Origin of the sequence: Glutamicibacter sp. BW78 (assembly GCF_002332245.1) — a bacterium.
In the GTDB taxonomy this organism is placed as follows: Bacteria; Actinomycetota; Actinomycetes; order Actinomycetales; family Micrococcaceae; genus Arthrobacter_H; species Arthrobacter_H rhombi_A.
Genome location: NZ_NRGU01000030.1, coordinates 423,734 through 445,980, shown reverse-complemented (window position 1 = coordinate 445,980; position 22,247 = coordinate 423,734). Strand labels below are relative to the sequence as shown.

Annotated in this window: 23 protein-coding genes and 1 tRNA gene; 11 read left to right on the top strand and 13 right to left on the bottom strand. The window is 64.4% G+C overall.

Annotation, left to right across the window (positions count from 1 at the left end):
- Position 1: 1 nt before the first annotated feature.
- Positions 2 to 1,219, top strand: coding sequence for a cystathionine gamma-synthase (locus CIK75_RS06570; protein WP_087001245.1), 1,218 nt, complete (start codon positions 2 to 4; stop codon positions 1,217 to 1,219).
- 121 nt (positions 1,220 to 1,340) lie between these two features.
- On the opposite strand, the gene CIK75_RS06565 is transcribed toward CIK75_RS06570, so the two are convergent.
- Complete coding sequence (locus CIK75_RS06565; protein WP_143269310.1) at positions 1,341 to 1,856, bottom strand: hypothetical protein; 516 nt, start codon at positions 1,854 to 1,856, stop codon at positions 1,341 to 1,343.
- A gap of 320 nt (positions 1,857 to 2,176) precedes the next feature.
- Entirely contained in the window at positions 2,177 to 2,374 is a 198-nt protein-coding gene (locus CIK75_RS06560; protein WP_087001250.1) for a hypothetical protein, read from the bottom strand.
- Between the two features lie 223 nt (positions 2,375 to 2,597).
- On the opposite strand from CIK75_RS06560, the gene CIK75_RS06555 reads away from it, so the two are divergent.
- The gene (locus CIK75_RS06555) at positions 2,598 to 3,098 is read left to right on the top strand and encodes a MarR family transcriptional regulator (protein WP_087001251.1); all 501 of its coding nucleotides are present in this window, start codon (positions 2,598 to 2,600) and stop codon (positions 3,096 to 3,098) included.
- A 64-nt stretch (positions 3,099 to 3,162) separates the two neighbouring features.
- On the top strand, positions 3,163 to 4,851 hold the full coding sequence (locus CIK75_RS06550; protein ID WP_087001253.1) for an MDR family MFS transporter: 1,689 nt from the start codon (positions 3,163 to 3,165) through the stop codon (positions 4,849 to 4,851).
- 197 nt (positions 4,852 to 5,048) lie between these two features.
- Here CIK75_RS06550 and CIK75_RS06545 read toward each other — a convergent pair whose 3' ends face one another.
- The 7 genes from CIK75_RS06545 to CIK75_RS06515 all read right to left on the bottom strand — a co-directional run bounded on the left by CIK75_RS06545 (position 5,049) and on the right by CIK75_RS06515 (position 9,699).
- Positions 5,049 to 5,747 (bottom strand): hypothetical protein, encoded by a 699-nt coding sequence (locus CIK75_RS06545; protein ID WP_143269311.1) that lies wholly within the window; start codon positions 5,745 to 5,747, stop codon positions 5,049 to 5,051.
- Between the two features lie 66 nt (positions 5,748 to 5,813).
- Entirely contained in the window at positions 5,814 to 6,743 is a 930-nt protein-coding gene (locus CIK75_RS06540) for an AEC family transporter (protein WP_087001257.1), read from the bottom strand.
- A gap of 4 nt (positions 6,744 to 6,747) precedes the next feature.
- On the bottom strand, positions 6,748 to 7,179 hold the full coding sequence (gene panD / locus CIK75_RS06535; RefSeq protein ID WP_087001259.1) for an aspartate 1-decarboxylase: 432 nt from the start codon (positions 7,177 to 7,179) through the stop codon (positions 6,748 to 6,750).
- Between the two features lie 57 nt (positions 7,180 to 7,236).
- Positions 7,237 to 7,307 (bottom strand) — tRNA-Gly (locus CIK75_RS06530).
- 95 nt (positions 7,308 to 7,402) lie between these two features.
- Positions 7,403 to 8,596: a cation:proton antiporter gene (locus CIK75_RS06525; protein ID WP_087001260.1), complete on the bottom strand. Its 1,194-nt coding sequence runs from the start codon at positions 8,594 to 8,596 to the stop codon at positions 7,403 to 7,405.
- Between the two features lie 9 nt (positions 8,597 to 8,605).
- A complete protein-coding gene (locus CIK75_RS06520; protein ID WP_087001305.1) occupies positions 8,606 to 9,088 on the bottom strand; it encodes a cation:proton antiporter regulatory subunit in 483 nt (160 codons plus the stop codon).
- A 110-nt stretch (positions 9,089 to 9,198) separates the two neighbouring features.
- Complete coding sequence (locus CIK75_RS06515) at positions 9,199 to 9,699, bottom strand: SseB family protein (protein WP_087001262.1); 501 nt, start codon at positions 9,697 to 9,699, stop codon at positions 9,199 to 9,201.
- A gap of 130 nt (positions 9,700 to 9,829) precedes the next feature.
- Here CIK75_RS06515 and CIK75_RS06510 point away from each other — a divergent pair, with 130 nt between their 5' ends.
- Positions 9,830 to 11,536 (top strand): fumarate hydratase, encoded by a 1,707-nt coding sequence (locus CIK75_RS06510; protein WP_087001264.1) that lies wholly within the window; start codon positions 9,830 to 9,832, stop codon positions 11,534 to 11,536.
- 24 nt (positions 11,537 to 11,560) lie between these two features.
- Here CIK75_RS06510 and CIK75_RS06505 read toward each other — a convergent pair whose 3' ends face one another.
- Positions 11,561 to 12,502: a M15 family metallopeptidase gene (locus CIK75_RS06505; protein WP_087001266.1), complete on the bottom strand. Its 942-nt coding sequence runs from the start codon at positions 12,500 to 12,502 to the stop codon at positions 11,561 to 11,563.
- 101 nt (positions 12,503 to 12,603) lie between these two features.
- Here CIK75_RS06505 and dcd point away from each other — a divergent pair, with 101 nt between their 5' ends.
- Positions 12,604 to 13,185: a dCTP deaminase gene (gene dcd, locus CIK75_RS06500; RefSeq protein ID WP_087001307.1), complete on the top strand. Its 582-nt coding sequence runs from the start codon at positions 12,604 to 12,606 to the stop codon at positions 13,183 to 13,185.
- Between the two features lie 6 nt (positions 13,186 to 13,191).
- On the opposite strand, the gene CIK75_RS06495 is transcribed toward dcd, so the two are convergent.
- On the bottom strand, positions 13,192 to 13,959 hold the full coding sequence (locus CIK75_RS06495) for an SDR family oxidoreductase (protein WP_087001268.1): 768 nt from the start codon (positions 13,957 to 13,959) through the stop codon (positions 13,192 to 13,194).
- Positions 13,956 to 15,299, bottom strand: a complete 1,344-nt coding sequence (locus CIK75_RS06490; RefSeq protein ID WP_096223393.1) for an MFS transporter — start codon at positions 15,297 to 15,299, stop codon at positions 13,956 to 13,958. Before CIK75_RS06490 ends, CIK75_RS06495 begins: the two co-directional genes overlap by 4 nt.
- Before the next feature lie 118 nt (positions 15,300 to 15,417).
- Here CIK75_RS06490 and CIK75_RS06485 point away from each other — a divergent pair, with 118 nt between their 5' ends.
- The 6 genes from CIK75_RS06485 to mnhG are packed head-to-tail and all read left to right on the top strand — an operon-like array spanning position 15,418 to position 21,961.
- On the top strand, positions 15,418 to 18,441 hold the full coding sequence (locus CIK75_RS06485) for a Na+/H+ antiporter subunit A (RefSeq protein ID WP_087001272.1): 3,024 nt from the start codon (positions 15,418 to 15,420) through the stop codon (positions 18,439 to 18,441).
- Entirely contained in the window at positions 18,438 to 19,010 is a 573-nt protein-coding gene (locus CIK75_RS06480) for a Na(+)/H(+) antiporter subunit C (protein WP_087001274.1), read from the top strand. Before CIK75_RS06485 ends, CIK75_RS06480 begins: the two co-directional genes overlap by 4 nt.
- Complete coding sequence (locus tag CIK75_RS06475) at positions 19,010 to 20,638, top strand: Na+/H+ antiporter subunit D (protein WP_087001276.1); 1,629 nt, start codon at positions 19,010 to 19,012, stop codon at positions 20,636 to 20,638. The genes CIK75_RS06480 and CIK75_RS06475 overlap by 1 nt, the downstream gene beginning before the upstream one ends.
- Entirely contained in the window at positions 20,635 to 21,303 is a 669-nt protein-coding gene (locus CIK75_RS06470) for a Na+/H+ antiporter subunit E (RefSeq protein ID WP_087001278.1), read from the top strand. The genes CIK75_RS06475 and CIK75_RS06470 overlap by 4 nt, the downstream gene beginning before the upstream one ends.
- The gene (locus CIK75_RS06465) at positions 21,300 to 21,566 is read left to right on the top strand and encodes a monovalent cation/H+ antiporter complex subunit F (protein ID WP_087001281.1); all 267 of its coding nucleotides are present in this window, start codon (positions 21,300 to 21,302) and stop codon (positions 21,564 to 21,566) included. The genes CIK75_RS06470 and CIK75_RS06465 overlap by 4 nt, the downstream gene beginning before the upstream one ends.
- Positions 21,563 to 21,961: a monovalent cation/H(+) antiporter subunit G gene (mnhG, locus tag CIK75_RS06460; protein ID WP_087001283.1), complete on the top strand. Its 399-nt coding sequence runs from the start codon at positions 21,563 to 21,565 to the stop codon at positions 21,959 to 21,961. The genes CIK75_RS06465 and mnhG overlap by 4 nt, the downstream gene beginning before the upstream one ends.
- A gap of 7 nt (positions 21,962 to 21,968) precedes the next feature.
- Here mnhG and CIK75_RS06455 read toward each other — a convergent pair whose 3' ends face one another.
- Complete coding sequence (locus CIK75_RS06455; protein WP_087001285.1) at positions 21,969 to 22,238, bottom strand: DUF4235 domain-containing protein; 270 nt, start codon at positions 22,236 to 22,238, stop codon at positions 21,969 to 21,971.
- Between the last annotated feature and the right edge of the window lie 9 nt (positions 22,239 to 22,247).

The following is a 22,247-nucleotide window of genomic DNA, read 5'->3' as shown; positions in this document are numbered from 1 at the left end:
CATGACCACCTTCCCGCCCACCTCCCCTCCACGGGGTTTCAACACGACGGCGATCCACGCCGGGCAGGAGCCTGACCCGCTGACGGGGGCCGTCATCCCGCCGATCTACCAGACCAGCACCTTCATCCAGGACGGTATCAACGTCCTGCGCGCAGGCCACGAGTATTCGCGTGGCTCCAACCCCACCCGCAACGGTTTCGAAACCCAGCTCGCCGCGTTGGAACACGGAACGAGCGCCTACGCCTTCGCTTCGGGCATCGCCGCCGAGGATGCCCTGCTGCGTGCGGTCCTGGCCCCGGGGGACCACGTGATCCTGGGCGCCGACGGTTACGGCGGAACCCACCGGCTCATCACCCAGGTCCTGGGCCGGTGGGGCGTGGAGAACACGGCGGTGGATATCACCGATCTGGCGGCGGTGCGGGCAGCGGTCCGCCCCGCCGGAACCGCGGTGCTGTGGCTGGAAACCCCGTCGAATCCGTTGCTCGCCGTCGCCGATATCGCCGGATGGGCGAAGATCGCGCACGACGCCGGGGCGCTACTGGTCGTGGACAACACCTTTGCCTCGCCCTACTTGCAGCGGCCCCTGGATCTGGGAGCGGACGTCGTCGTGCATTCGACCACGAAGTACATCGGCGGCCACTCCGATGTGCTCGGGGGAGCCGTCGTCGTCGCCGATGCCCTCCATCGCGGACAGCCGGTGGCCGAACTGGTGGCCTTCCAGCAGTTCGCCGCCGGAGCCGTTGCCGGGCCGCAGGATTGCTATCTGGCCGCCCGCGGGCTGAAGACGCTGGGGCTGCGCATGGACCGCCACGGGGCCAACGCGCTGGCGCTCGCCGAATGGCTGCGTGAGCAACCGGAGATCGCCGCCGTGCACTATCCGGGGCTCCCCGAGGATCCCGGGCACGCATTGGCCGCCCGTCAGATGGACGGCTTCGGTGGCATCGTCTCGGTCCGGTTGGCCGGTGGTGAGGCCGCAGCACGGAAATTCGCCGTCTCCACGCGACTGTTCGGGCTCTCGGTCAGCCTCGGGGGCGTCGAATCACTGGTCTGTTACAGCTCGGAAATGACCCATGCCTCGGTCCGTGGCACCGCACTGGCTGCCCCCACGGATCTGGTGCGCCTCTCGGTCGGGGTGGAGGATGTCCGTGACCTGCGCGGGGACCTCGGCCAGGCGCTGGCCGCGGTCGCTTCGTTACGCATGCCGGTGGGTGCCCGCTAGCTCGAGGGTGGCTGTAGCGTTTGGGCGCCGCGGGTTCCTTGTGCCGACGCGGAGTCGTCGTGCAGACTACGTTCAACATTTCGTGCAGTAGTCGTAGGAATGCGGCACCAGCCTCGAGCGTCTAATGGATGCTTTTAGCTTCGGTCACCTGTGATGCCTTCGAAGCCTGCAGAATCTGCAAGAGCATCCACGCGAGTATCAGGGCCAATAGAAGGTGCACAGATGAGTCGCTACCAGCCTTGTAAATCCAGCCTTTCCACCCGGCCAGCTCCGCTTCTACGACGCTGGCCCTCGCGTTGGAGACTCCAAGGCCCGCAAATGAATAGAGCACCAACGCTGCCGTGCCGACACCGAAGCCGCCCGACAGGGCCATGCGATCTCGGGGCGGCTGCTTGCCTGTGCCGACGAGGAGAGCATAGGCGACCAGTAGTCCCAACAGCATGATGGAGATCATCTGAAGATAGGGGACATGAGGCTCGGTTATGGCCACAACAGAATTGTTGAGACTAAAAGCTGCGCCATCGCGGGCGCCGATGGCACTCACCGTCAACAACCCCACCGCGAGGATATACACCAGCGACGCCACGAGCCCTGCGAGTATGAGAAAGGAAATTCTTAGTGCGTGCATCTTGCTCATCATTCGCTCTTTCGGCTGGGTGATTGACGCCCCCACGAGGCCCCCTGTCCACTTCACCGTATCCACGTACTGCTGTAGCCGAAAAGCCCGTCCTCGTCTCAGGGGTTGAGCGAGACCATAAACGCAGTGCCGGAAGACCTCCGGGATGGAAATCAGCCGTCTCATCCACATGAGCGGTCCTCCTCGCTTGAGGAGCAACGGTGCGAGGCCGGGACGTAGCTTCGCAGTGTCCCGCCGAGGGTTCTTCATGAAAGGACGAATCGGCCGATTTTGCGATGCCCTGACGCCAACGTTCCGCGGATGGCACGTGGGCAGCAGTCCTAGCTGGAAACTGCGTCGTTGCTTTTTCGTTTTTGCCGGCGCTCGGGCCACTTGATCAGGACAAAGGTGACGAGCAATGAACAAGTAATTGCAACAGCCCACCGAAGGAGCATCGGCACGTCGGTGTAAACGTCCAGCACGATGTTGGTGGCCAGCGCGGTCAGCGCGCTCAGGATTCCGGGCAGGTAGCTACGCATGTAACTCAGGTTGCCAGTCAGCCAGCGGAGGCGTCGAATGTGCCTGTCCAGAGAGCGGGCCCGGTCTGGGATTCACGGACAGTAAATCCGTGCGTTTCCTGACCTGGGCCATTCAGCCGTGCCAAGTCGTAGTTGAGGCTCCCCATGTAGTGGTGCCCTTCGCCGAAAAATTCGGCGTTCAAATCTCTGTGCTTAGGTAGTGGCGCGACGCTATTATTGTCTTATGCCTCAAGTTGACGAGCAGGTCGGCCTTCCGCCGCCATCGCTTATGTCCAGGACGACGTATCTGGCCGGAAGCTTGGCCCGGCTGGGTAAAGCAGGCATGGTCGCCACGCTCAAGGACCTCGGTTTGGGCTTCCCTCACTACGCGGTATTGATGGCGTTGGTGGATCTCGGTCCGCTGGCTCCCCACGAGTTGGCGACCCGCCTGAACACCGACAGATCCCACGTGAGCACCTACGTGGAATCCCTCCAACGCAGCGGATTAATTGAACGTCATCCTGACCCGTTGGATCGTCGGCGCATCATCGTCGCCATTACCAGCGCCGGAACTGAGATCGCCCACGACGTTGCCGCTGCTTCCACGGAGGCGGAACTGAACCTCTTATCTGGCCTGGCCGAAGACGAGCGCGTCGAACTGCGACGCTTGTTGCTCAAGGTCCTGCTCAGTGCCGACGGCTGGCCAGGTGCTCCGGCCGCTTCGACACACCCCCCCTCCTGCTAGACGGGTTCACCGTCCGGGAGGCCGGTTTTCGCCCCGCCCCTCCCTCCGAACCGCAGGATTCCAGATGGCACACGACACGGTACAAGAAGCCACCCACCCCAACGGCCAACAACCGGCCAGAACCAAGCGCGAGTTCGTGTGGGCGTTCATCGGGTTGCTGCTGGCGATGCTCCTCGCGGCGCTGGACCAGACGATCGTCGCGACCGCGCTGCCCAGCATTGTCGGAGACCTCAACGGTCTCGAACATATTTCCTGGGTGATTACCGCCTACATGCTGGCGGCGACGATCGGCCTGCCGATCTATGGCAAAGCCGGTGACCTGTACGGACGTAAATCTGTTTTTGTGTTCGCCATCGTGGTCTTCCTGGCCGGTTCGATCCTCTCGGGCACCGCAACGAACATGATCCAGCTGATCATCTTCCGCGCCATCCAAGGTATTGGCGGTGGCGGCTTGATGATTGGAGCCCAAGCCATCATTGCCGACCTTGTGTCCCCACGCGACCGTGGCAAGTACATGGGCTTCATGGGGGCCGTGTTCGGGGTGGCCTCCGTCGCCGGGCCTCTGATCGGCGGGTTCTTCACCGACAACATGGGATGGCGGTGGATCTTCTACATCAACATTCCGTTGGGCCTGGCGGCGTTGGGGACCGTGATCTTCGCCCTGCACCTGCCTCGGCCCTCCGGGGCGGCGCCTCGCATCGATGTTCTCGGCACCATGACCTTGGCTGTGTTCAGCGCCGCGGCCGTCTTCATCACCAGCTGGGGTGGAACCACCTATGCCTGGGGCAGCATCCAGGTGCTGGTCTTGGCTGTCGTGGCAGTCGTGTCGGCGGTGTTGTTTGTCTTGGCCGAGCGCCGGGCAGCCGAGCCGATCATTCCGTTGACGTTGTTCACCGAACGCAACTTCATCCTCCCGGCTCTGGCCGGGGTGACCATTGGTATCTCGATGTTCGCCACCATTGCCTACCTCCCGACGTACCTGCAGATGGTCGAAGGGGTCAACGCCACCGAATCCGGTCTCATGTTGATCCCGATGACCACGGGCATGCTCCTGGCCACCATTACCACCGGGCGACTGGTCTCCTCCACTGGCCGCTATAAGGTGTGGCTCCTGGTGGGACCGGTCATCGGCGCCGTGGGGCTGTTCATGCTGGCGCAGATCGGGGTGGGCGTCCCGTATTGGTACACCGCCCTGGCCATGTTCGTGGTCGGACTCGGTGTGGGGTGTTCGATGCAAAACCTCGTCGTCGTCGTGCAGAACAGCGTCCCCCACCGGATCGTGGGGGTGGCCACCAGTTCGGCCTCGTACTTCCGCCAGATCGGGGCTTCGCTCGGTATCTCGGTGTTCGGGGCGCTCTTCGTATCCCGGCTGACCGACGCCTTTTCCTCACTTCCGGCAAACGCCGGGAAGGGAAGCTTCAACGCGGACTCCGTCAGCTCGTTAACACCCAAGCTGTTGGCCCAGCTTCCGGCTCCGGTCCAGGAACTCATCGCCCAAGGGTTCGCCGACGCCCTGCCGCCTCTGTTCCTCTACGGCGTTCCGGTCATGCTGGCCGGTCTCGTCTTGGTGGTGTTCATCCACGAACACGCTCTGCGGACCGAGGTCGGCGGGGCGGAGCCTGCCACGGATTCCCCCTCGGTGGAAGCGCCCGGGCAGTCCGAGACGCCGGAAGCTGCCCCTGCAGCTGAGGCCCCGGCCAGGGGGCGCCACCGGGCCAACGCTGAGGACGCGCAAAGACCGTCTGCACCCTAGGCGTCGGGGTCGCGGTGCTCTGGCACGCACAAGGCCCCAGCCGAGGGGGATGGCTGGGGCCTTGCGGATCACTCGCACCTTGATGAGGCACCTTCAATACTAGGAAACGGCCCTTTGACTGAACTGTGCGCCCGGTTGGAGTTGGCTGGCCCGCATCGGCTGACGTCCCTCGCCGGTGCCGGCGGCAGTCAGTCGACTTAGGGCTCCACGGGCTGATCCGGTGCAGGTGCCGGGGCCGGGGCAGGTTCCTGAGGTGCCTCGGGGGCAGCCGGTTCCTCCTCTTGGGGCGCGGGTGCCTGATCCTGCTGGGGCTGCTGCTCCTCGTCCGGCGCTTCATCCTGCACGGGCGAGTTCGGGTCCTGATCCTTGGTTCCGGAGTCATCCGTCGGGTTGGTGTTCCCGCTGATCCCCGGGATCGAGGTACCGCCGGTTCCGCTCGTGCCACCCGTAAACGAGGACACCGCACGTCCTGCGGAGAGCTCGAAGGCGAGGATCAGGGCCATGGTGATGGCGAAGAGGGCGACGGTGACGCCGATGATGTGCTTCCACGGCAGCCTCTGCAGGATCCCGCGTCCAGCGTTCTTCGCCGGTTTCTCGACCTCATCGACGGTCGTTCCACTCGGACCCGCGTCCCGCGGTGTCGCTGGTGGTTGTGCGTCGTTAAATGGCCGGGTTTTGGCGCGCGCATTGCCCACCCGTTCGCCCACATGCTCCGTGGTCCGTTGGAGGGATTGGGAGTAGATCGAACCGCCGACGGTGATCACCAAACTACCCAGTGCTGCGCCGAGAATGGTCCCGGCCACGCCCAAGGTGGACAACACCACTGCCGAGGTCACAGCCCCTAAGGCAGAGCCGACCGAGCCGATCCAACTAATTTCAAGACGCTTCTTACTCACTGGTCCATTCTCTCGTGTTCCGTTGCAGCGGCCCAGCTGCCGCGCCCTTTTCGTCTACCGGCTGATTCAGGAGTTCAGCAGCAGGGGCACGAGCAGCATCGCGGGGACGGCGGCGATCGTCGTCAGTAGGACGGTGTCCTTGGCGACCACCAGCCCCTGCTCATACCGGGAAGCGGTGACGAAGACATTCTGTGCCGAGGGCAACGCAGCCATGATGACCACGGCAAATAATTCTGCACCGTGCAAACGGAACAAGAGGGCTCCGGCGAGCCACGCCAGCACCGGGTGGGCGATCAGCTTCAGTCCGGTGCCGATCAGAACATCAGACCGTCGGTGGGTGGCTTTTTCCAGGGGTTTGGAACCTACCAGAGAAATACCGAAGGCTAGGAGCATCGCCGGAATGGAGGCGCCGGCGATGAGCTCGACGGGGTCGGCGATCGGCTGCGGCAGGGTCCAGCCGAAGACGGCGAACAGCAAGCCGGCCAACGAAGCGACGATCATCGGGTTACGCAGCGTGCTGAGCACCAAAGCGGTCGGAGTGGTGCGCCGTCCCGAGGTGCTTGAATCCAGCAGGGCCAGGAAGATGGGGCTCCAGAGGGCCAGCTGGAAAAGGATCACCGGGGCCGCATGCGTGGTGCTGCCCAGGACGTAGGCAGCGATCGGCAACCCGAGGTTCGCCGAGTTCACGGTTGAAGCACTCATGGCCCCGACGAGTCGTTCGGGACGCCCTCGAGGCAACCACCAGCCGGTGACACCGAAGTAGAGCAAGGCAACTCCGGTGGCGCTGATCGCCGCCACAGCCAGGCTGGGGCCCAAGACAGCGCGGGGATCGGCGTCGGCGACAGTGACAAAGAGCAGCGCCGGGCTGGCGACGAAGAACGTCAGGCGGTTCAGGACGTAGCGGGCGTCGGCTCCGAGGACCCCCGTGCGTCCGACCACATAGCCGACGATGATGACGGCCCAAACAATCGAGAATCCAGAGAGGACCCCGAGCACGGTCCTAGGAGTCCGCGGGGGAGCCGGCGATGGCGTGCGGAGGGCGCGCGGCGTTACTCGATAGCGACTCGGAGGGATCGCTGCCGAGAGCGATCATCGAGTTGTTGGCATCGACGTGGACGATACGGGGTACATAGCTACGTGCTTCCGCGTTCTCCATCTCGGCGAAGCTGATGAGGATGACCGTGTCGCCGGGATGCACCAAATGCGCGGCGGCACCGTTGATCCCCAAGACACCGCTTCCGCGGTCGCCGGCGATGGTGTACGTCTCGAGCCGGGCACCGTTGGTGACATCGACGATGCTGACCAGTTCCCCGGGCAGGATGTCGGCGGCTTCGAGGAGGTCGAGGTCGACAGTCACCGATCCGACATAGTGCAGATCGGCATGGGTCACGGTGGCGCGATGGATCTTCGACTTGAACATTGTGCGTTTCATGGCACTCCTAGTCTACGCGCCGTGCGGTCGTTGGACTCCCGGTCCTGGCATGAAGAGAGCGGGCGACGGGAATCGAACCCGCGTGTCCAGCTTGGGAAGCTGGCGCTCTACCATTGAGCTACGCCCGCAAAACACCCGCCGGTCCGTTCGTACCCGCGGGTGCATCTCAGCATAGCCCACCGGGCGTTGACATGCATATTGGGGCCGCACCCCGCGCAGGATCCTAGTCTTGTCCTGCAGGCTGCGGGGACCGTTTTGGGCGGCCTGTCAGGGCTCGCGCCACCGGTTCGGCCAGTTTCGTGGCAATCGGACCCAAAACGGCCAACAACATCACATAGGCGGTGGCTAGGGCAGCCAACTCCGGGGAGGCCCCTCCACCGGCGACCGCAAGTCCGGCGATCACGATGGAGAATTCTCCGCGGGCGATCAACGCCGTTCCGGCGCGAATCCGTCCTGGTATGCCGATCCCGGCCCGACGGGCAGCCCAGACGCCGGTGAGGACCTTGGTCACCGACGTCACGAGGGCCAGGGCCAGGGCCAGGAGCAACACCGGAGGGATGGTCGCGGGGTCGGTGTTAATGCCGAACAGGACGAAGAACATGGCGGCGAAGAGATCCCGCAGCGGGGCCAAGACCTTGGCTGCGGAATGCGCCGTCGAACCGGAGATGGCAATGCCCAGGAGGAAGGCGCCCACGGCGGCCGAAACCTGCAGTGCCGCGGCGAGACCTGCCACGAGCAGGGCAGCCCCGATGAGCTTAAGCAGGAAGTTCTCCTGATCGGGGGAGTGGATCAGCCGCGAAATTTGGGGGCCGTACCTCAGCGCCAGCAGCAAGACCAGGGTCACCGCAAGCAGCGCGATGCCCACGGCCCGGAACCCACCCCAGAAACTCACCCCGGCCAACGCCGCCGTCAGGATCGGCAGGTAGACGGCCATCACCAGATCTTCGAGCACCAGAATGGAGAGCACCACCGGGGTCTCACGGTTTCCCAACCGGCCCAGATCGGTGAGGACCTTGGCCACGATCCCCGACGAAGAGATGTAGGTGACCCCTCCGAGCACCAGGCCACCAATGAGTCCCCACCCCAGAATGAGGGCGAGGGCGGCTCCTGGGACGAAGTTCAGGACCAGGTCAACCAGCCCCGCCAGCCACGAACGGCGCAGCCCGGTCACCAGCTCCTTGGCTGTGTATTCCAGCCCAAGCATCAGCAACAGCAGAACAACGCCGATTTCACTGGCGACGTCTCCGAACGATTCGATCCCCGACAGGGGGACCAAACCACCATGTCCGAAGATCAGCCCACCCAGCAGGTACAGGGGTACCGGTGACATGCCGACCCGTGCCGCCAGACGTCCGAGAAGCCCGAGGCCGAGGAAGACGGCCCCGAGTTCAATCAGGACGACGGTGGTGGGGTCCACGGGCAGCCCTTATCCGTGATTCAGCAGGTGGGCTGCTTTATCGAGACCTTCGGCCGTGCCAACGACGACGACCACATCGCCGGCTTCAAGCTCGAAGGTCGGGGAGGGGGAGGCAAAGACCTGACCACTCCGCGAAATGGCCACGATGGAGGCGTGGGTGCGAGTGCGCAAATGGGTGTCGCCCAAGGTGTGGTCTGCGTAGGGGCTGTCTTGGCTGATGACGAACTGCTGGGTGTTCACTCCGGGCAGTTCGCTATGTTCCGCGGAGAGACCTGCCACCAGTTGTGGGGCGCCGAGTAGACCGCCGATGGCCGATGCTTCCTCGGAGGTCAGCGGGATGGCCGCCTGGCAGGCGTCGGGATCCTGCTTTTCGGAGATGATCAGCTCCATGCCGCCCTCGCGTTTGATCACGACGCCGACACGTCGCCCCGTGGCCAGCATGACGTCGCGTCGCATACCGATGCCCGGGAGGGGCGTTTCTTCCAGATTCATGACACCAGCGTAGACCCCGGAGGAGTATCGGGCAGCCCTGGGGCGCAGAACGCAGATGGCCGTCGCCGGGAAACCGGCGACGGCCATCTGATGATGCTGGGTTCCCGGGTTTAGGCCTCCGGGGTTGATTCGTTGTCGGCGGCTGCCTCGGCGGCTCCCTCGGCGGGGGCCTCCGGTGCTGGGGAGCCGTCGGGGGCGAAGTCACGACGGATGGCGTCGACGCCTTCGGCAGGGATCTCGAAACCGAGCTGGTGGCCAGGGTTCAGGACCACGCCGGCACCGTTGAGGTTGTCGATGACCGCAGCACCGACGACGCGCACCGCGTAGGGGGCTTCGGCGGTGTAGGCCTCGGGGATCCGATTGACGTGCGTGAACAGGGCGATGACGGGGTCACCTTCCTTATTCTGCAGCAGCAGTGGCTGAACGTTGTCGGTTTCCTCGGTCACCTGCTCACGGCTGAGGAAGAAGACTTCCTCGGACAGGAAGGTGGCAATGACCTGACCGGCCATGGCCTCATCGGCTTGGCCCTCGTGCAGCACTGTTTCTAGGTGCGTTTGCGGCTCGTCGGGGTCCGGGTTTTCGGATGGGTTCTGCGTTGGCTCTTCGCTCATGTCTTCCAGCCGATCACGCTCGTAGCCGATGCGCAACCCGTCCCGGAATGGGCGGGTGGCGGTTCGGGGTTCTCCGGGGTGTCGAATTAGACTGGGCGGCAATCAACCCACCGGATGCCAAGGATGCCCCATGACCGAGTTCCAGTACGAGGACCTGTTGCCGATCGGCCAGGACGACACCCCCTACCGTCTCATCGGAACCGACGGGGTCCGTCGCGTTGAAGGGCCCGGCGGACGGAACTTCTTGGAGGTCGAGCCCGAGGCTCTGGCGCATCTGGCCCGGACGGCCCTGCACGACATCTCCCATTATTTGCGGCCCGCCCACCTGCAGCAACTGCGCAATATCCTCGACGACGACGAAGCCAGCCCGAATGATCAGTTCGTGGCCCTGGACCTGCTGAAGAACGCGAACATTGCCGCCGGTGGGGTTCTGCCGATGTGCCAGGACACGGGCACGGCGATCGTGATGGGCAAACGCGGCCAGCAGGTGCTCAGCGAGGGCCCGGACGAGAAGGCTCTCTCACAGGGCATCTATGACGCCTACACGCAGTTGAACCTGCGTTATTCGCAGCTCGCCCCGCTGACGACCTGGCAGGAAACCTCCACCGGGAACAACCTGCCGGCCCAGATCGAGCTCTATGCCGATACCGAGCCCGGCCACGAGGAACAGTACAAGTTCCTGTTCATGGCCAAGGGCGGAGGATCGGCGAATAAGTCTTTCCTGTACCAGGAGACGAAGGCGATTCTGAACGAGAACGCCATGCTCGCCTTCCTCGACGAGAAGCTTCGGTCATTGGGCACCGCTGCGTGCCCGCCGTACCACCTCTCGATCGTCATCGGGGGAACCAGCGCCGAATTCGCGTTGAAGACCGCCAAATACGGTTCGGCCAAATACCTGGACACCCTGCCGACCACCGGGGCGATGACCGGACGGGGTTTCCGCGATATCGACTTGGAGGAGAAAGTCCTGGAACTGACTCGCCACTTCGGCATCGGAGCCCAGTTCGGGGGTAAATACTTCTGCCACGACGTCCGCATCGTCAGGTTGCCCCGCCATGGTGCCTCGCTGCCCGTGGCGATCGCCGTCTCCTGCTCGGCAGACCGGCAGATGCTGGCGAAGATCACCTCCGAGGGTGTCTTCGTGGAACAACTCGAAACCGATCCTGCCCGTTTCATGCCCGAAACGGACCACCCAGCGGTCTCCGCGCACGACGACGACACCGATGGTGTCAGCGGTACCGGCGGATCTTCGGTGGTCAGGATCGACCTGAATCGGCCGATGTCCGAGATTCTCGCCGAATTGGCGAAGCACCCGGTCAAAACCCGCTTATCGCTGACCGGCCCCCTGGTGGTGGCCCGCGATATCGCCCACGCGAAAATCCGTGAACGCCTGGACGCCGGGGAAGAGATGCCGCACTACCTCAAAGACCATCCCGTCTACTACGCGGGCCCGGCGAAAACCCCGGAAGGCATGGCCTCCGGTTCCTTCGGCCCGACCACTGCCGGGCGGATGGACTCCTACGTCGACCAGTTCCAGGCGGCAGGAGGCTCAATGGTCATGTTGGCCAAGGGCAACCGGTCCCGCCAGGTCACCGACGCCTGCCAGAAGCACGGCGGCTTCTACCTGGGCTCGATTGGTGGCCCCGCGGCACGGTTGGCGCAAGATTGCATCCGCAAGGTCGAGGTCCTCGAATACGAGGAGCTGGGTATGGAAGCGATCTGGCGGATCGAAGTGGAAGACTTCCCCGCATTCATTGTGGTTGATCACCAGGGCAACGACTTCTTTGCCGAGACGATGACCCCGACCTTCACCGCGATCCCGGTTCGGGCCAGCTAGGACTTCGGGACGCCGGACGCGGAGCTACTGCGTGAAAGCGTTGCGGGCCCAGTCGGGCCACCACCGCGTCTCTTCGGCCCGGCGCTCCTGACGCTCCCACTCGGCGTCACGGGCTGCCTGCTCCTGGGCTTCTTGCCGTTTGGCTTCTGCTTCCTTTGCGGAAGCTTTGGCCTCCTGCTTCTTCCGCGCGGTCACCAGTTCGTTGGAATACTGTTCGAGGGTGGCGGTGCCATGCTGGTCCATCTGCCGTGCCGCTTTATTGCCGACATAGCGCAGGTGCCAGGGTTCGAAGTTGTAACCGGTGGTTTCCTGTTCGTCCTGCGGATACCTCACGATGAAGCCGTAGTCGGTGGCATGGGCGGCCATCCATTTTCCTGCCGGCAGATCTGCCAGGCAGGCCTTCAGGGAGCACTGCCCACTTGCGACGCCAAGGTCGGCCGAGAGCCCGAGCTGGTGTTCACTGGTTCCCGGTTTGGCCGAGATCCGTGAGGCGTAGTCCTTGCCGTACTTCCGCGTGTACCTCTGGAAGAGCTCTACTTGGTGGTCATAGGAGCGGTAGGCACTTTCGACCATGAGTGCGTGCCCGTCCTGTGCGGCGCCAGCGATGAGCTTCTTCAAGGCCTTGGCGGCGTGGGGCACCATCTCGGTGCCAGCTCCGGAGACAGCGACCAGCTCCTGAGGCGCATAATCGCGCGGCTGCAGCGGATGATGTTCGTTGACCAGTACCAGGGGGGAAGTGGGATCGGTGCTGTAGGCAGCGAATTCATGCTCGGATGTGGAGGCCTTCGACTTCTTTTCGTGCGTGGGCTCATCGGCGGCAGCGGTCGAGGGGGAAGCCTGAGTACTTTGCAGGTCACCGATCGGGGAGGCCTGGGCCGTGGTGACAGGCAGCAGGAAGGCGGCAGCGAGGGCGAGAGCGGTCGCTAGCGCGGGAAGACGCCGGGGCGTGTGCGGTGAAGTCATCATGGTGTTTGCGGTGCGCGGAGCAGCCTACGGATTTCGCATGCAGCTCAACCCACCAGCTTCAGGATAACGCCGGGGACCCGGCATAGGCTATTTTGGGAACCGTGCTGATATCTGACCGCGACATCCGGACCGAACTGGACAGCGGGCGCATCGGGCTGGACCCGTATGAGCCCGAGATGATCCAGCCCGCTAGCGTCGACGTCCGCCTGGACCGTTATTTCAGGCTTTTCGACAACCACAAATATGCCCATATCGATCCCTCACAAGACCAGCCGGAGCTGACTCGTCTGGTGGAGGTTGATCCTACCGAGGCCTTCGTCCTGCACCCGGGAGAGTTCGTTCTCGGCTCCACCTACGAACGGGTCACCCTGCCCGACGACGTCGCCGCCCGGCTCGAAGGGAAGTCATCGTTGGGCCGGCTGGGACTGCTGACACACTCCACGGCCGGCTTCATCGATCCCGGATTTTCGGGGCATGTGACGTTGGAGCTCTCGAATATGGCGACCCTGCCGATCAAGCTGTGGCCGGGATCGAAGATCGGCCAACTCTGCTTCTTCAAACTCACCTCGCCGACGGAGCACCCCTACGGTTCCGGCCCCTACGGGAACCGTTACCAGGGCCAACGTGGTCCGACGGCCTCGCGGAGCCACTTGAACTTCCACCGCACCGACCTGCAGCCCTGAACCCGGTCAGCCACGACCCGTGAACGGCATGCCGGTGGCCGTGATGACGAGTGAATCGACGGTGACGTCCAAGGGAAGGTCGGCTAATTGCCGCACCGCGCGGGCTGCATGTTGGACATCGAAAACCGGTTCGACCTGGGTGCTGCCATCCGCTTGAAGGGTCCCGGTGGTGAATCCGACCGTTAGCTCCGTCGCGGTATTACCGATATCGATTTGCGAGGCAGTGACCCGTGCGCTGCGACCATCGAGGGCGATGGACTTCGTCAGCCCCGTGATGGCATGTTTTGTCGTCGTGTAGGCCACTGATTGCGGGCGGGGCGCGTGGGCGGAAATCGACCCGTTGTTGATGATCCTGCCGCCCTGCGGGTCTTGGGCCTTCATGGTCCTGACCGCCGCCGCGGCACACAGCATGCTGCCGGTTAGATTCACGGCCACCACATCGTTCCAGTCGGAAACCGAGATCTCGTCGACCGAGGCGCGTGGACCAAAGGTTCCCGCGTTATTGAACAGGACGTCCACCCGGTTCCAGTCTGTGACGACCGTGGAGAACAGGGCGTCGACTTGCCGGGGGTCGGTGATGTCCGTCGGAACGACCAGGGCTCCTTCATGGGCCTGTGCCGTCTGTTCCAGGGCATCGGCGCGTCGTCCGGCCAAGGCCACATGCCAGCCGGTGTCCAGGAGTTCGCGGGCCACGGCCCGGCCGATCCCCGAGCCGGCTCCAGTGACGACGGCAACCCGGAGGGCCGTTTCCGGGGTGCTGGATGAGGCGGTCATGCGTTCTCCTGAGGGGTCGAATGATTGGGTTTGCGCACCGGCAACAGCAGGAACAATCCGATCAGCAGAACCAGCATGATGCCCAGGATGCCATAGCGTTGCGCCCCGCCGGCGGGGACGTGGCTCGTGGCCAAGACGACGGCCAAAGTGAAGAAGCCCGGCGCGAGGAAGGACACCGCACGACCCGTGGTGGCGTAGAGGCCGAAGAGCTCACCTTCGTGACCTTCGGCGGCCAACCGGGCCAGGAACGCGCGGGAGGAGGCTTGCGCGGGGCCGACGAACAGGGTCAACAGCAGGCCGAAGATCCAGAAGCCGGTGGCGTCGGGGGAGAGGAATACCCCTCCGGCGGCGATGAGCAGGCCCACCAGCGAACCGAGGATGACCGCCTTGGGGCCGATCTTGTCGTCGAGTACACCGCCGACCAGGGCGCCTGCGGCAGCCACGAGGTTGCCGACGATGGCGAAGACGATCACTTCGGAGAGCTCGAAGCCGAAGGTCCCTGCGGCGATCACACCACCGAAGGCGAAGACGGCGGCCAGTCCATCACGGAACACTGCTGAAGCGATGAGGAAGAAGACCGTGTTCCGCTCGGTGCGCCAGAGCGAGGCGACGTTTCGGCCCAGCTGCCGATAGGACTCCAAGATGCTGACCTTGGCCATCTTCTGCCGACGGGAGATCTCGGGGACGGCGAAGAGCACCGGCAGCCCGAAACCGAAGAACCAGAGAGCTGAGAAGACAGCGACGAGCCGGATGTTCAGGGCATTGTCGGTGCTTGCACCCGACCAGTCGAGCACGGGTTGAACGAAGAGGAACAACACCAGGGACAGGGCCAGGATGCCGCCGACGTACCCCATGCCCCAACCAAAGCCCGAGATTTTGCCGATGGTCTTGGGGGTGGAGATCTGCGGGAGCATGGCGTTGTAGTTGACGCCAGCAACTTCGGAAAAAATGCTGGCAGCCGCAATGAGGCTGACCCCCAGGATCAGGAAACGAGGATCGGGGAACACAAAGAAGGCGGCCGCGGTCGCCAGGGCCACCAAGGCCGTGTTCACTCCCAGCCAGAAACGGCGGCGGCCGCCCGCGTCCGAACGTTGACCGGTCACCGGGGCCAACAGGGCGATCGTGAAACCGGCGATGGTCAGGGCCAAGGACAGTGCTGCGGTGTTGGAGTCTGTATTGCCGAAGGCTGAACTGGTCAGGTAGACGGTGAAGACGAAGGTGGTCATCACCGCGTTGATTGCCGAGGCGCCCCAGTCCCAAGAGGCCCAGGCAATGACCTGCTTGGAGATGGTTCGTGCTCCGCGCTCGGGTAGCGCCGTGGGCGTGGCGTTCGGGCTCATTCCTGAAGCGTAACGCCCTGCGCGAAATTACCTGTCTATTAAGGTGTTTTCTACGGAATCGGATTGATGAACTGTTAAACTAAATTAATTACCTGACCGAGTGCTGCAGTGTCGAACCATGCGTGGCCCAGAACCCCCTCAGGAGAACATCGTGGCCGTGGTCCTCATCTCACTTTTTGTGGTGAGCGCCGTCGCCCCGCTTTTGTTCCGCCGCTTCGGCCGTGCTTCGTTCTATCTGCTCGGCGCCGTACCCGCCGTCGCGTTCGTGTGGCTACTGGCCAACTTCGACTCCTTCATCTCAGCCGACCAGTCGGCCCCCGCGGGGGGCCCGAATGCGCCACCGGGCCTCGTGCTCCACTGGATCCCCGTGTTGCAGCTGGACCTGGCCTTCAGAATGGACGCGTTGGCAGCGATCCTGAGCCTGTTGATTCTGGGTGTCGGGGCACTCGTGTTGTTCTACTGCGCGCGGTACTTCAAGAGCGAGGATGCCAACATCGGACCCTTCGGGGCCCAACTGCTGGCCTTTGCCGGTGCCATGTTCGGGCTGGTGATCGCCGACGATCTGATCCTGCTGTTCATCTTCTGGGAAATCACGACGATCCTGTCCTACCTGCTCGTGGGCTTCGCCCGGACGCGGATCTTCGCCCGCCGGTCAGCCCTGCAAGCGCTGCTGGTCACCACCTTCGGCGGATTGGCGATGCTGCTGGGCCTAGTGATGATCGGCCAGAGCGCCGGCACCTACCGGCTCTCCGAAATCATGGCCATGGCCCCGGAACTGGCCTCGCGTGGAACCCTCATCGATATTGCGATCGCCCTGATACTGCTCGGCGCCGTGAGCAAGTCGGCGCTGGTGCCCTTCCACTTCTGGCTGCCCGGTGCCATGGCCGCACCGACCCCGGTTTCCGCCTACCTCCATGCGGCAGCCATGGTGAAGGCGGGGGTCTACCTCGTGGCCCGTCTGGCCCCCGGGTTCTCCGGGACCACCTACTGGGACGGGCTGGTGATCGGGTTGGGGATGGCCACCATGCTCGTCGGCGGGTGGAGGGCCCTGCGGCAGACAGATATCAAACTGGTTCTGGCCTACGGGACCGTCTCCCAACTGGGTTTCATCATGCTGGTGGTGGGACAAGGAACAGCAGATGCCGCCCTCGCCGGGCTGGCGCTGGTGCTCGCCCACGGGTTCTTCAAGGCGGCACTGTTCCTGATCGTGGGGATCATCGACCACCAAGCAGGAACCCGTGACGTGAGACTGCTCTCGGGGCTATGGCGGACCGCCCCGAAACTGTTCGTCGTGGCGGTCATCTCGGCGGCTTCGATGGCCGGCATCCCGCCGCTCTACGGTTTCGTCGCCAAGGAATCGGTGCTCGAGGTTCTCCTGGCCACGGCCGACAGCGCCGGGGGAATCATCGTGCTGCTCGGGGTGGTGGTGGGCTCCATCTTCACCGTCGCCTACAGTGCACGCTTCATTTGGGGCGGATTCGCCTCCAAACCGGGGATGCCGGCCACGGCCTTCAAACCCGTCCCGTGGTCCTTCCTCGCAGCGCCGGCGGTTTTGACCGCGGCAACCCTGGTGTTCGGGGTCCTCCCGACACCACTGGGTGAGGCCGTGGGAGGATTCGCCTCCCTCTTCCCCGCCTCCGACGAGCCGATTCGGCTGGCCCTGTGGCACGGTCTGACCCCGGTACTGGGCCTTTCGGCGGTCATCATCGTCGTTGGCCTGCTGTTGCATCGGTGGCGGTCTGGGTTCGGTGCCCTGCAGGCCCGGGTCCCGGCACTGCTCGAAGCCGAGCAGATGTATAAGTGGGCCCTGAACGCCGTCGACGAGGTCTCCGTCTGGACGACAGGGCGGACGCAGCGCGGTTCGCTGCCGTTCTACCTGGGCGTCATCCTGCTGGTTGCCCTGGTGGTCCCGGCCGTCGCGGGACTGACTAATCAGACACCGTTGCCGGAGAACATCGTCTGGTTCGACACCCCCGCCCAACTGATCGCCGGACTATGCATGATCGTCGGGGCCCTGGCGGCCATCCGTGCCAATAAGCGCTTTTTGGCTGTGCTGATGGTCTCCGTCACCGGCTACGGCATGGCCTTCATCTTCGCCCTGCAGGGTGCCCCCGACCTGGCGCTGACCCAGCTGTTGGTGGAAACGATCGTCCTGGTCGCCATGGTTCTGGCGTTGCGGGTCCTTCCCCCCAGACTCTGGACGTTGAACCCCACGGGGCACCGCACGGCGCGTGCCCTCTTGGGGGTCGGATTCGGGGTGGCGATGATCGGCATTGCCGCCGCTGCCATGGCCTCACGGACCGCCGACCCGGTGTCATTATCGTTCCCGGAGTTGGCCTATTTCGGCGGTGCCGGCAAGAACATCGTCAACGTCACCCTCGTCGACATCCGTGTCTGGGACACCTTCGGGGAGATCACCGTGCTGGCCGTGGCCGCCACCGGGGTGGCCTCATTGATCTTCGTCCGCGGCCGGGGGGACATTAGACACCGCGTCGGCGAAGCCGAACTGGGATCCGTGGGCCGGACACGCCCCCAACCCGGAGGCACCCGCGCCGCAGCGGCACTGGCGACCGCCCGGCATTTCGCCCAGTCGGCCAAGGACGCCTGGCTGGTGGCCGGTAAGACGTTGGCCCCCGAACGCCGTTCCATCATCTTCGAAGTCATCGCCCGGCTGATCTTCCACACGATCATCATCTTCTCCGTCTACCTCCTGCTGGCCGGACACAACTCTCCCGGTGGCGGCTTCGCCGGCGGGCTGCTGGCCGGACTCGCCCTGACCATCCGCTACCTGGCCGGAGGGCGTTTCGAGCTCGCCGAAGCGACCCCCATCAGCCCCGGCACCTTGCTGGGACTCGGGCTGGCCACCTCGGCCCTCTCCGGCGTCGTGCCCCTGGTGTTGGGCGGAGACCTCTTCCAGACAGCCGTCGTGGAATTTGCGTTGCCGATCTTCGGCGAACAGAAATTCGTCACCTCGACGTTCTTCGATATCGGGGTGTACCTGGTGGTCGTGGGACTGGTGGTGGACGTCCTGCGCAGCCTCGGTTCGGAAATCGACGAGAAGACCGAGAAACGCGGGCTGCTCTCCGGCGGCGTACGCCGGCCCCGCCGAGCCGCCGTCCAACGGGCCGGGAGCCAACGATGAGTGTGAACATGACCCTGCTCATCGTGATGGGTGTGCTCTTCGCGGCAGGGATCTATCTATTGCTCGAGCGCAGTCTGACCCGGGTGCTTTTGGGGATCATCCTGGTGGGCAACGGGGTGAACCTGTTGATCTTGGCAGCGGGGGGACGCAGCGGGCTCGCACCCCTCTACGAGGAGGGGACCCCGGCGGAAGACTATGCCGACCCGCTGCCGCAGGCGCTGATCCTCACCGCGATCGTCATCACCTTCGCGGTCACCGCGTTCCTGCTGGCGATGATCTACCGTTCGTGGGTGATCGCCCGCCGGGATGAACTCACCGACGACGCCGAGGACCGCCGGGTCGCCTCCCAGGACACCTTCGATTTCGAGGAGGACTCCGAAGTCGCGCTGGAAACCTCCGAATTCCCGGCAGATATCGACGACGACAACGTTCCGGCCCACGCCGAGGAATCACGCAGGGCCGCTGCCGCCCGACTCGCCGGGGAACGGCTCGCCAGCGAACTGCGGCAGGCCTCCTCCGAGGAGAGTGCGGGAACCAATAATAAGCGACGCAACAGGAAGGCCCGCTGATGGACCACCTGACAGCGATCGACGTCGCACCCCTGGCGGTGCTGCTCCCCATTCTGGGTGCGGCCCTGGCCTTCGTGCTGCGACGGCACCCACTGGCCCAACGCACCGCAACGATCGGGACCCTCTGCCTGACCCTCGCCCTGGAATCCTGGCTCCTGGTCTCGGCCTGGAAGCATGGGGCGCAGGCCGTCATCATCGGTGGGTGGGCTCCACCGTTCGGCATCTCCATGGTCGTCGACGAGTTCTCCGCATTGATGCTGGTCGTCTCCACAGCGGTCAGCCTCACCGTACTGCTCTATGCCACCGGCCAGGGTATGGCCGACGGGGACGAGGACGGGCCGATCTCGGTCTTCCATCCCGCCTACCTGATCCTGGTCGCCGGGGTCTCCAACGCCTTCCTTGCCGGTGACCTGTTCAACCTGTATGTGGGTTTCGAAATCCTGTTGACCGCTTCCTACGTGCTGCTGACCCTGGGCGGGACCACGGCCCGGATCCGGGCCGGCGTCACCTACGTGGTGGTCTCGGTGGTCTCCTCCATCCTGTTCCTCTTGGCGATCGGGCTGGTCTATGCGGCGACCGGAACCGTGAACATGGCCGATCTGGCCGGGAAACTGGCCGATATCGACCCGGGGACCCAACAGATCCTCCACGTCATGCTGCTGGTCGCCTTCGGCGTCAAGGCCGCGGTGTTCCCGCTGTCCTTCTGGCTGCCCGACTCCTACCCGACAGCCCCGGCGCCGGTGACCGCCGTATTCGCCGGACTGCTGACCAAGGTGGGTGTCTATGCGATCATCCGCACCGAAACCCTGCTCTTCCCCGGGGGGCGGTTGAATACGGCCCTGTTGGTCGTCGCCCTGCTAACCATGCTCGTGGGGATCCTCGGCGCCCTCGCCCAGGCCGATTTCAAACGCATGCTCTCCTTCACACTGACCAGCCACATCGGATACATGATGTTCGGGGTGGCCACCGGCAGCGCCGTTGCCCTGGCGGCCACGGTCTACTACGTCGCCCACCACATCATCGTGCAGACTTCGCTGTTCCTGGTCGCCGGGCTGATGGAACGACGGGGCGGGACCTCCAACGTGGACCGGCTCGGCTCGCTGGCCAAGCTGTCACCGGTGCTGGCCGTACTCTTCTTCATCCCGGCCATGAACCTGGCCGGCATCCCTCCCTTCTCCGGGTTCCTGGGCAAGGTCGGGTTGCTGCGCGGCGGCGTGGACCTGGGCACACCGCTGGCCTGGGTGCTGCTGGCCGGGGCGCTGCTGACCTCCCTGCTCACCCTGCTGGCCGTCGCCCGGGTCTGGAACCGGGCGTTCTGGCGCCGCGCCGAAGACGCCGAGGATGCCGACCCGATCCTGCTCATTGCCGCCGAAGAAGCCCGCCGCCCGGACATCGGGGCGACAGGGGTCAAGACCTTGCCGCACCGCCTCAGCGGACGGGGGGATGCGGCGGTACTGCCCCCGACCATGGTCTTCGCCACGGGGGTGCTGGTGGCACTGGGCATGGCGTTGACCATCTTCGCCGGCCCGCTCTTCGACCTGGCCGACCAGGCCTCGCAGCAGATGCTCGAACGCACCCCCTATATTGAGGCAGTTCTCGGCGACTCCCCGGCGGGAGGCGGAAAATGAGCCCCCACCGTCATCCCCGCCCCGCCCGCCCCTCGGAACTACTCACCAGTGCCCGCAGCGCCCGGGCCAGAGCACGACGCCGGCGCGCCCGCTTCCTCATCGAACTTCCCCTCATCATCTGGCTGGTCCTCGTCTGGGGAGCCCTCTGGCGGGACTTCAGCCCGGGGAACCTGATCTTCGGGTTCCTGATCGCCCTGGCAGTGGTGATGACCTTCAAACTGCCTCCCGTTGAGCTCAGCGGCCGCTTCAACCCCTGGCAGGCCCTGGTGTTCTCGCTGTTGTTCCTGCGCGAAATCGTCAGGGCGAGCGTCCAGGTGGTACTGGTCGTGCTGCGCCGCGGGCCGAAGGTGCGCAACGCGGTCATCGGTATCCGCATGCGCAGCCAGGAGGACCTGATGGCCACGGCCCTGGGGCATGTGCTGACCCTCATCCCGGGTTCGTTCGTCGTGGAAATCGACAGGACAACCTCCACGCTCTACCTTCACGTGTTGGACATCAATACGGTGCAGGAGGCCGAAGACTTCCGGCGCCAGGTCAGGGCCATCGAAGCCCGGATCATCCGGATGATGGGCAGCCGGGAGGAACTGGAGGCACTCAATGCCGAAGGTGCCGACGGGCCCGACGTCGCAGAACGAACGAACCGACCGATGAAGGAGCAACCATGATCCTCGTTGCCGCGTGGGTGGCCGGTATCGCCCTGGCCCTCGGCGCCGTCATGGCCCTGATCCGGCTAGCCAGGGGCCCCTCGATCCTTGATAGGACCCTGGCCCTGGATGTCCTGCTGATCATCATCCTGTGTGGGCTCTGCGTGGATATGGTCGTGAACCGGCATCTGAACCACATCGTGTTCATCGTCGTCGGTTCCCTGGTGGCCTTCATCGGTTCGGTCACCATCGCGCGCTACGTCACCGATCGGAGATCCCCATGATCGTGTTTGGCCTCGCCGACGGCGGGACGCTGGACCTCGTCCTGGAATGGATGGTCGCGATCTGCATGATCCTCGGCGCCCTGCTGTCCGTCGCCGCAGGCATCGGTCTGCTGCGTTTCCCCGACCTCTTTTCCCGCATGCATGCGGCCACCAAGCCGCAAGTCCTCGGATTATTCTTGATGCTGCTCTCCGTCGCCCTGCAGATCAGGGCCTGGTCCGCCGTGCCGGTGCTGTTGCTGGCCTGGTTCTTCCAGTTGCTGACCGCACCGGTGACAGCACATATGGTCGGCCGTGCCGGGTACCGGACCAGACACCTTAAACAGGAGACGCTGGTCCTCGATGACCTCAATGAAGTGGTCTCCGAGGCCCAGCGTCGCCTGGACGAAGGTCGCTAACGAGGGGTCAGACCTCGTCGGCCGTGTGGTTGAAACGGGCAATGGCCTTCTGCGTGCCACGGTTGGTCAAAACCTGGATCACTGCGGCCACGACTGCGGAGACCACGGCGAACCCGAGGGCATGACGCATCGACGCCTCGGCCTGGGCTTCCTTGTCGTTCGGCTTCGGGGGCTTCTCTCCGGTGACCTTGTACCAGATGGTGTCCACGAGCTTGCCGCCGACAAAACCGGCGCCGATCGACACGACCGTGCCGACGATCTTCAATAATGCGTTCACGAACGATTC

Bases quoted from the DNA above. Each gene is read 5' to 3' on its own strand.
- CIK75_RS06570 (WP_087001245.1), top strand. From the start codon at position 2: ATGACCACCTTCCCGCCCACCTCCCCTCCACGGGGTTTCAACACGACG.
- CIK75_RS06565 (WP_143269310.1), bottom strand. From the start codon at position 1,856: ATGAGCAAGATGCACGCACTAAGAATTTCCTTTCTCATACTCGCAGGG.
- CIK75_RS06560 (WP_087001250.1), bottom strand. From the start codon at position 2,374: ATGCGTAGCTACCTGCCCGGAATCCTGAGCGCGCTGACCGCGCTGGCC.
- CIK75_RS06555 (WP_087001251.1), top strand. From the start codon at position 2,598: ATGCCTCAAGTTGACGAGCAGGTCGGCCTTCCGCCGCCATCGCTTATG.
- CIK75_RS06550 (WP_087001253.1), top strand. From the start codon at position 3,163: ATGGCACACGACACGGTACAAGAAGCCACCCACCCCAACGGCCAACAA.
- panD (WP_087001259.1), bottom strand. From the start codon at position 7,179: ATGAAACGCACAATGTTCAAGTCGAAGATCCATCGCGCCACCGTGACC.
- CIK75_RS06520 (WP_087001305.1), bottom strand. From the start codon at position 9,088: ATGAATCTGGAAGAAACGCCCCTCCCGGGCATCGGTATGCGACGCGAC.
- CIK75_RS06515 (WP_087001262.1), bottom strand. From the start codon at position 9,699: ATGAGCGAAGAGCCAACGCAGAACCCATCCGAAAACCCGGACCCCGAC.
- CIK75_RS06510 (WP_087001264.1), top strand. From the start codon at position 9,830: ATGACCGAGTTCCAGTACGAGGACCTGTTGCCGATCGGCCAGGACGAC.
- CIK75_RS06505 (WP_087001266.1), bottom strand. From the start codon at position 12,502: ATGATGACTTCACCGCACACGCCCCGGCGTCTTCCCGCGCTAGCGACC.
- CIK75_RS06495 (WP_087001268.1), bottom strand. From the start codon at position 13,959: ATGACCGCCTCATCCAGCACCCCGGAAACGGCCCTCCGGGTTGCCGTC.
- CIK75_RS06490 (WP_096223393.1), bottom strand. From the start codon at position 15,299: ATGAGCCCGAACGCCACGCCCACGGCGCTACCCGAGCGCGGAGCACGA.
- CIK75_RS06485 (WP_087001272.1), top strand. From the start codon at position 15,418: ATGCGTGGCCCAGAACCCCCTCAGGAGAACATCGTGGCCGTGGTCCTC.
- CIK75_RS06480 (WP_087001274.1), top strand. From the start codon at position 18,438: ATGAGTGTGAACATGACCCTGCTCATCGTGATGGGTGTGCTCTTCGCG.
- CIK75_RS06475 (WP_087001276.1), top strand. From the start codon at position 19,010: ATGGACCACCTGACAGCGATCGACGTCGCACCCCTGGCGGTGCTGCTC.
- CIK75_RS06470 (WP_087001278.1), top strand. From the start codon at position 20,635: ATGAGCCCCCACCGTCATCCCCGCCCCGCCCGCCCCTCGGAACTACTC.
- CIK75_RS06465 (WP_087001281.1), top strand. From the start codon at position 21,300: ATGATCCTCGTTGCCGCGTGGGTGGCCGGTATCGCCCTGGCCCTCGGC.
- mnhG (WP_087001283.1), top strand. From the start codon at position 21,563: ATGATCGTGTTTGGCCTCGCCGACGGCGGGACGCTGGACCTCGTCCTG.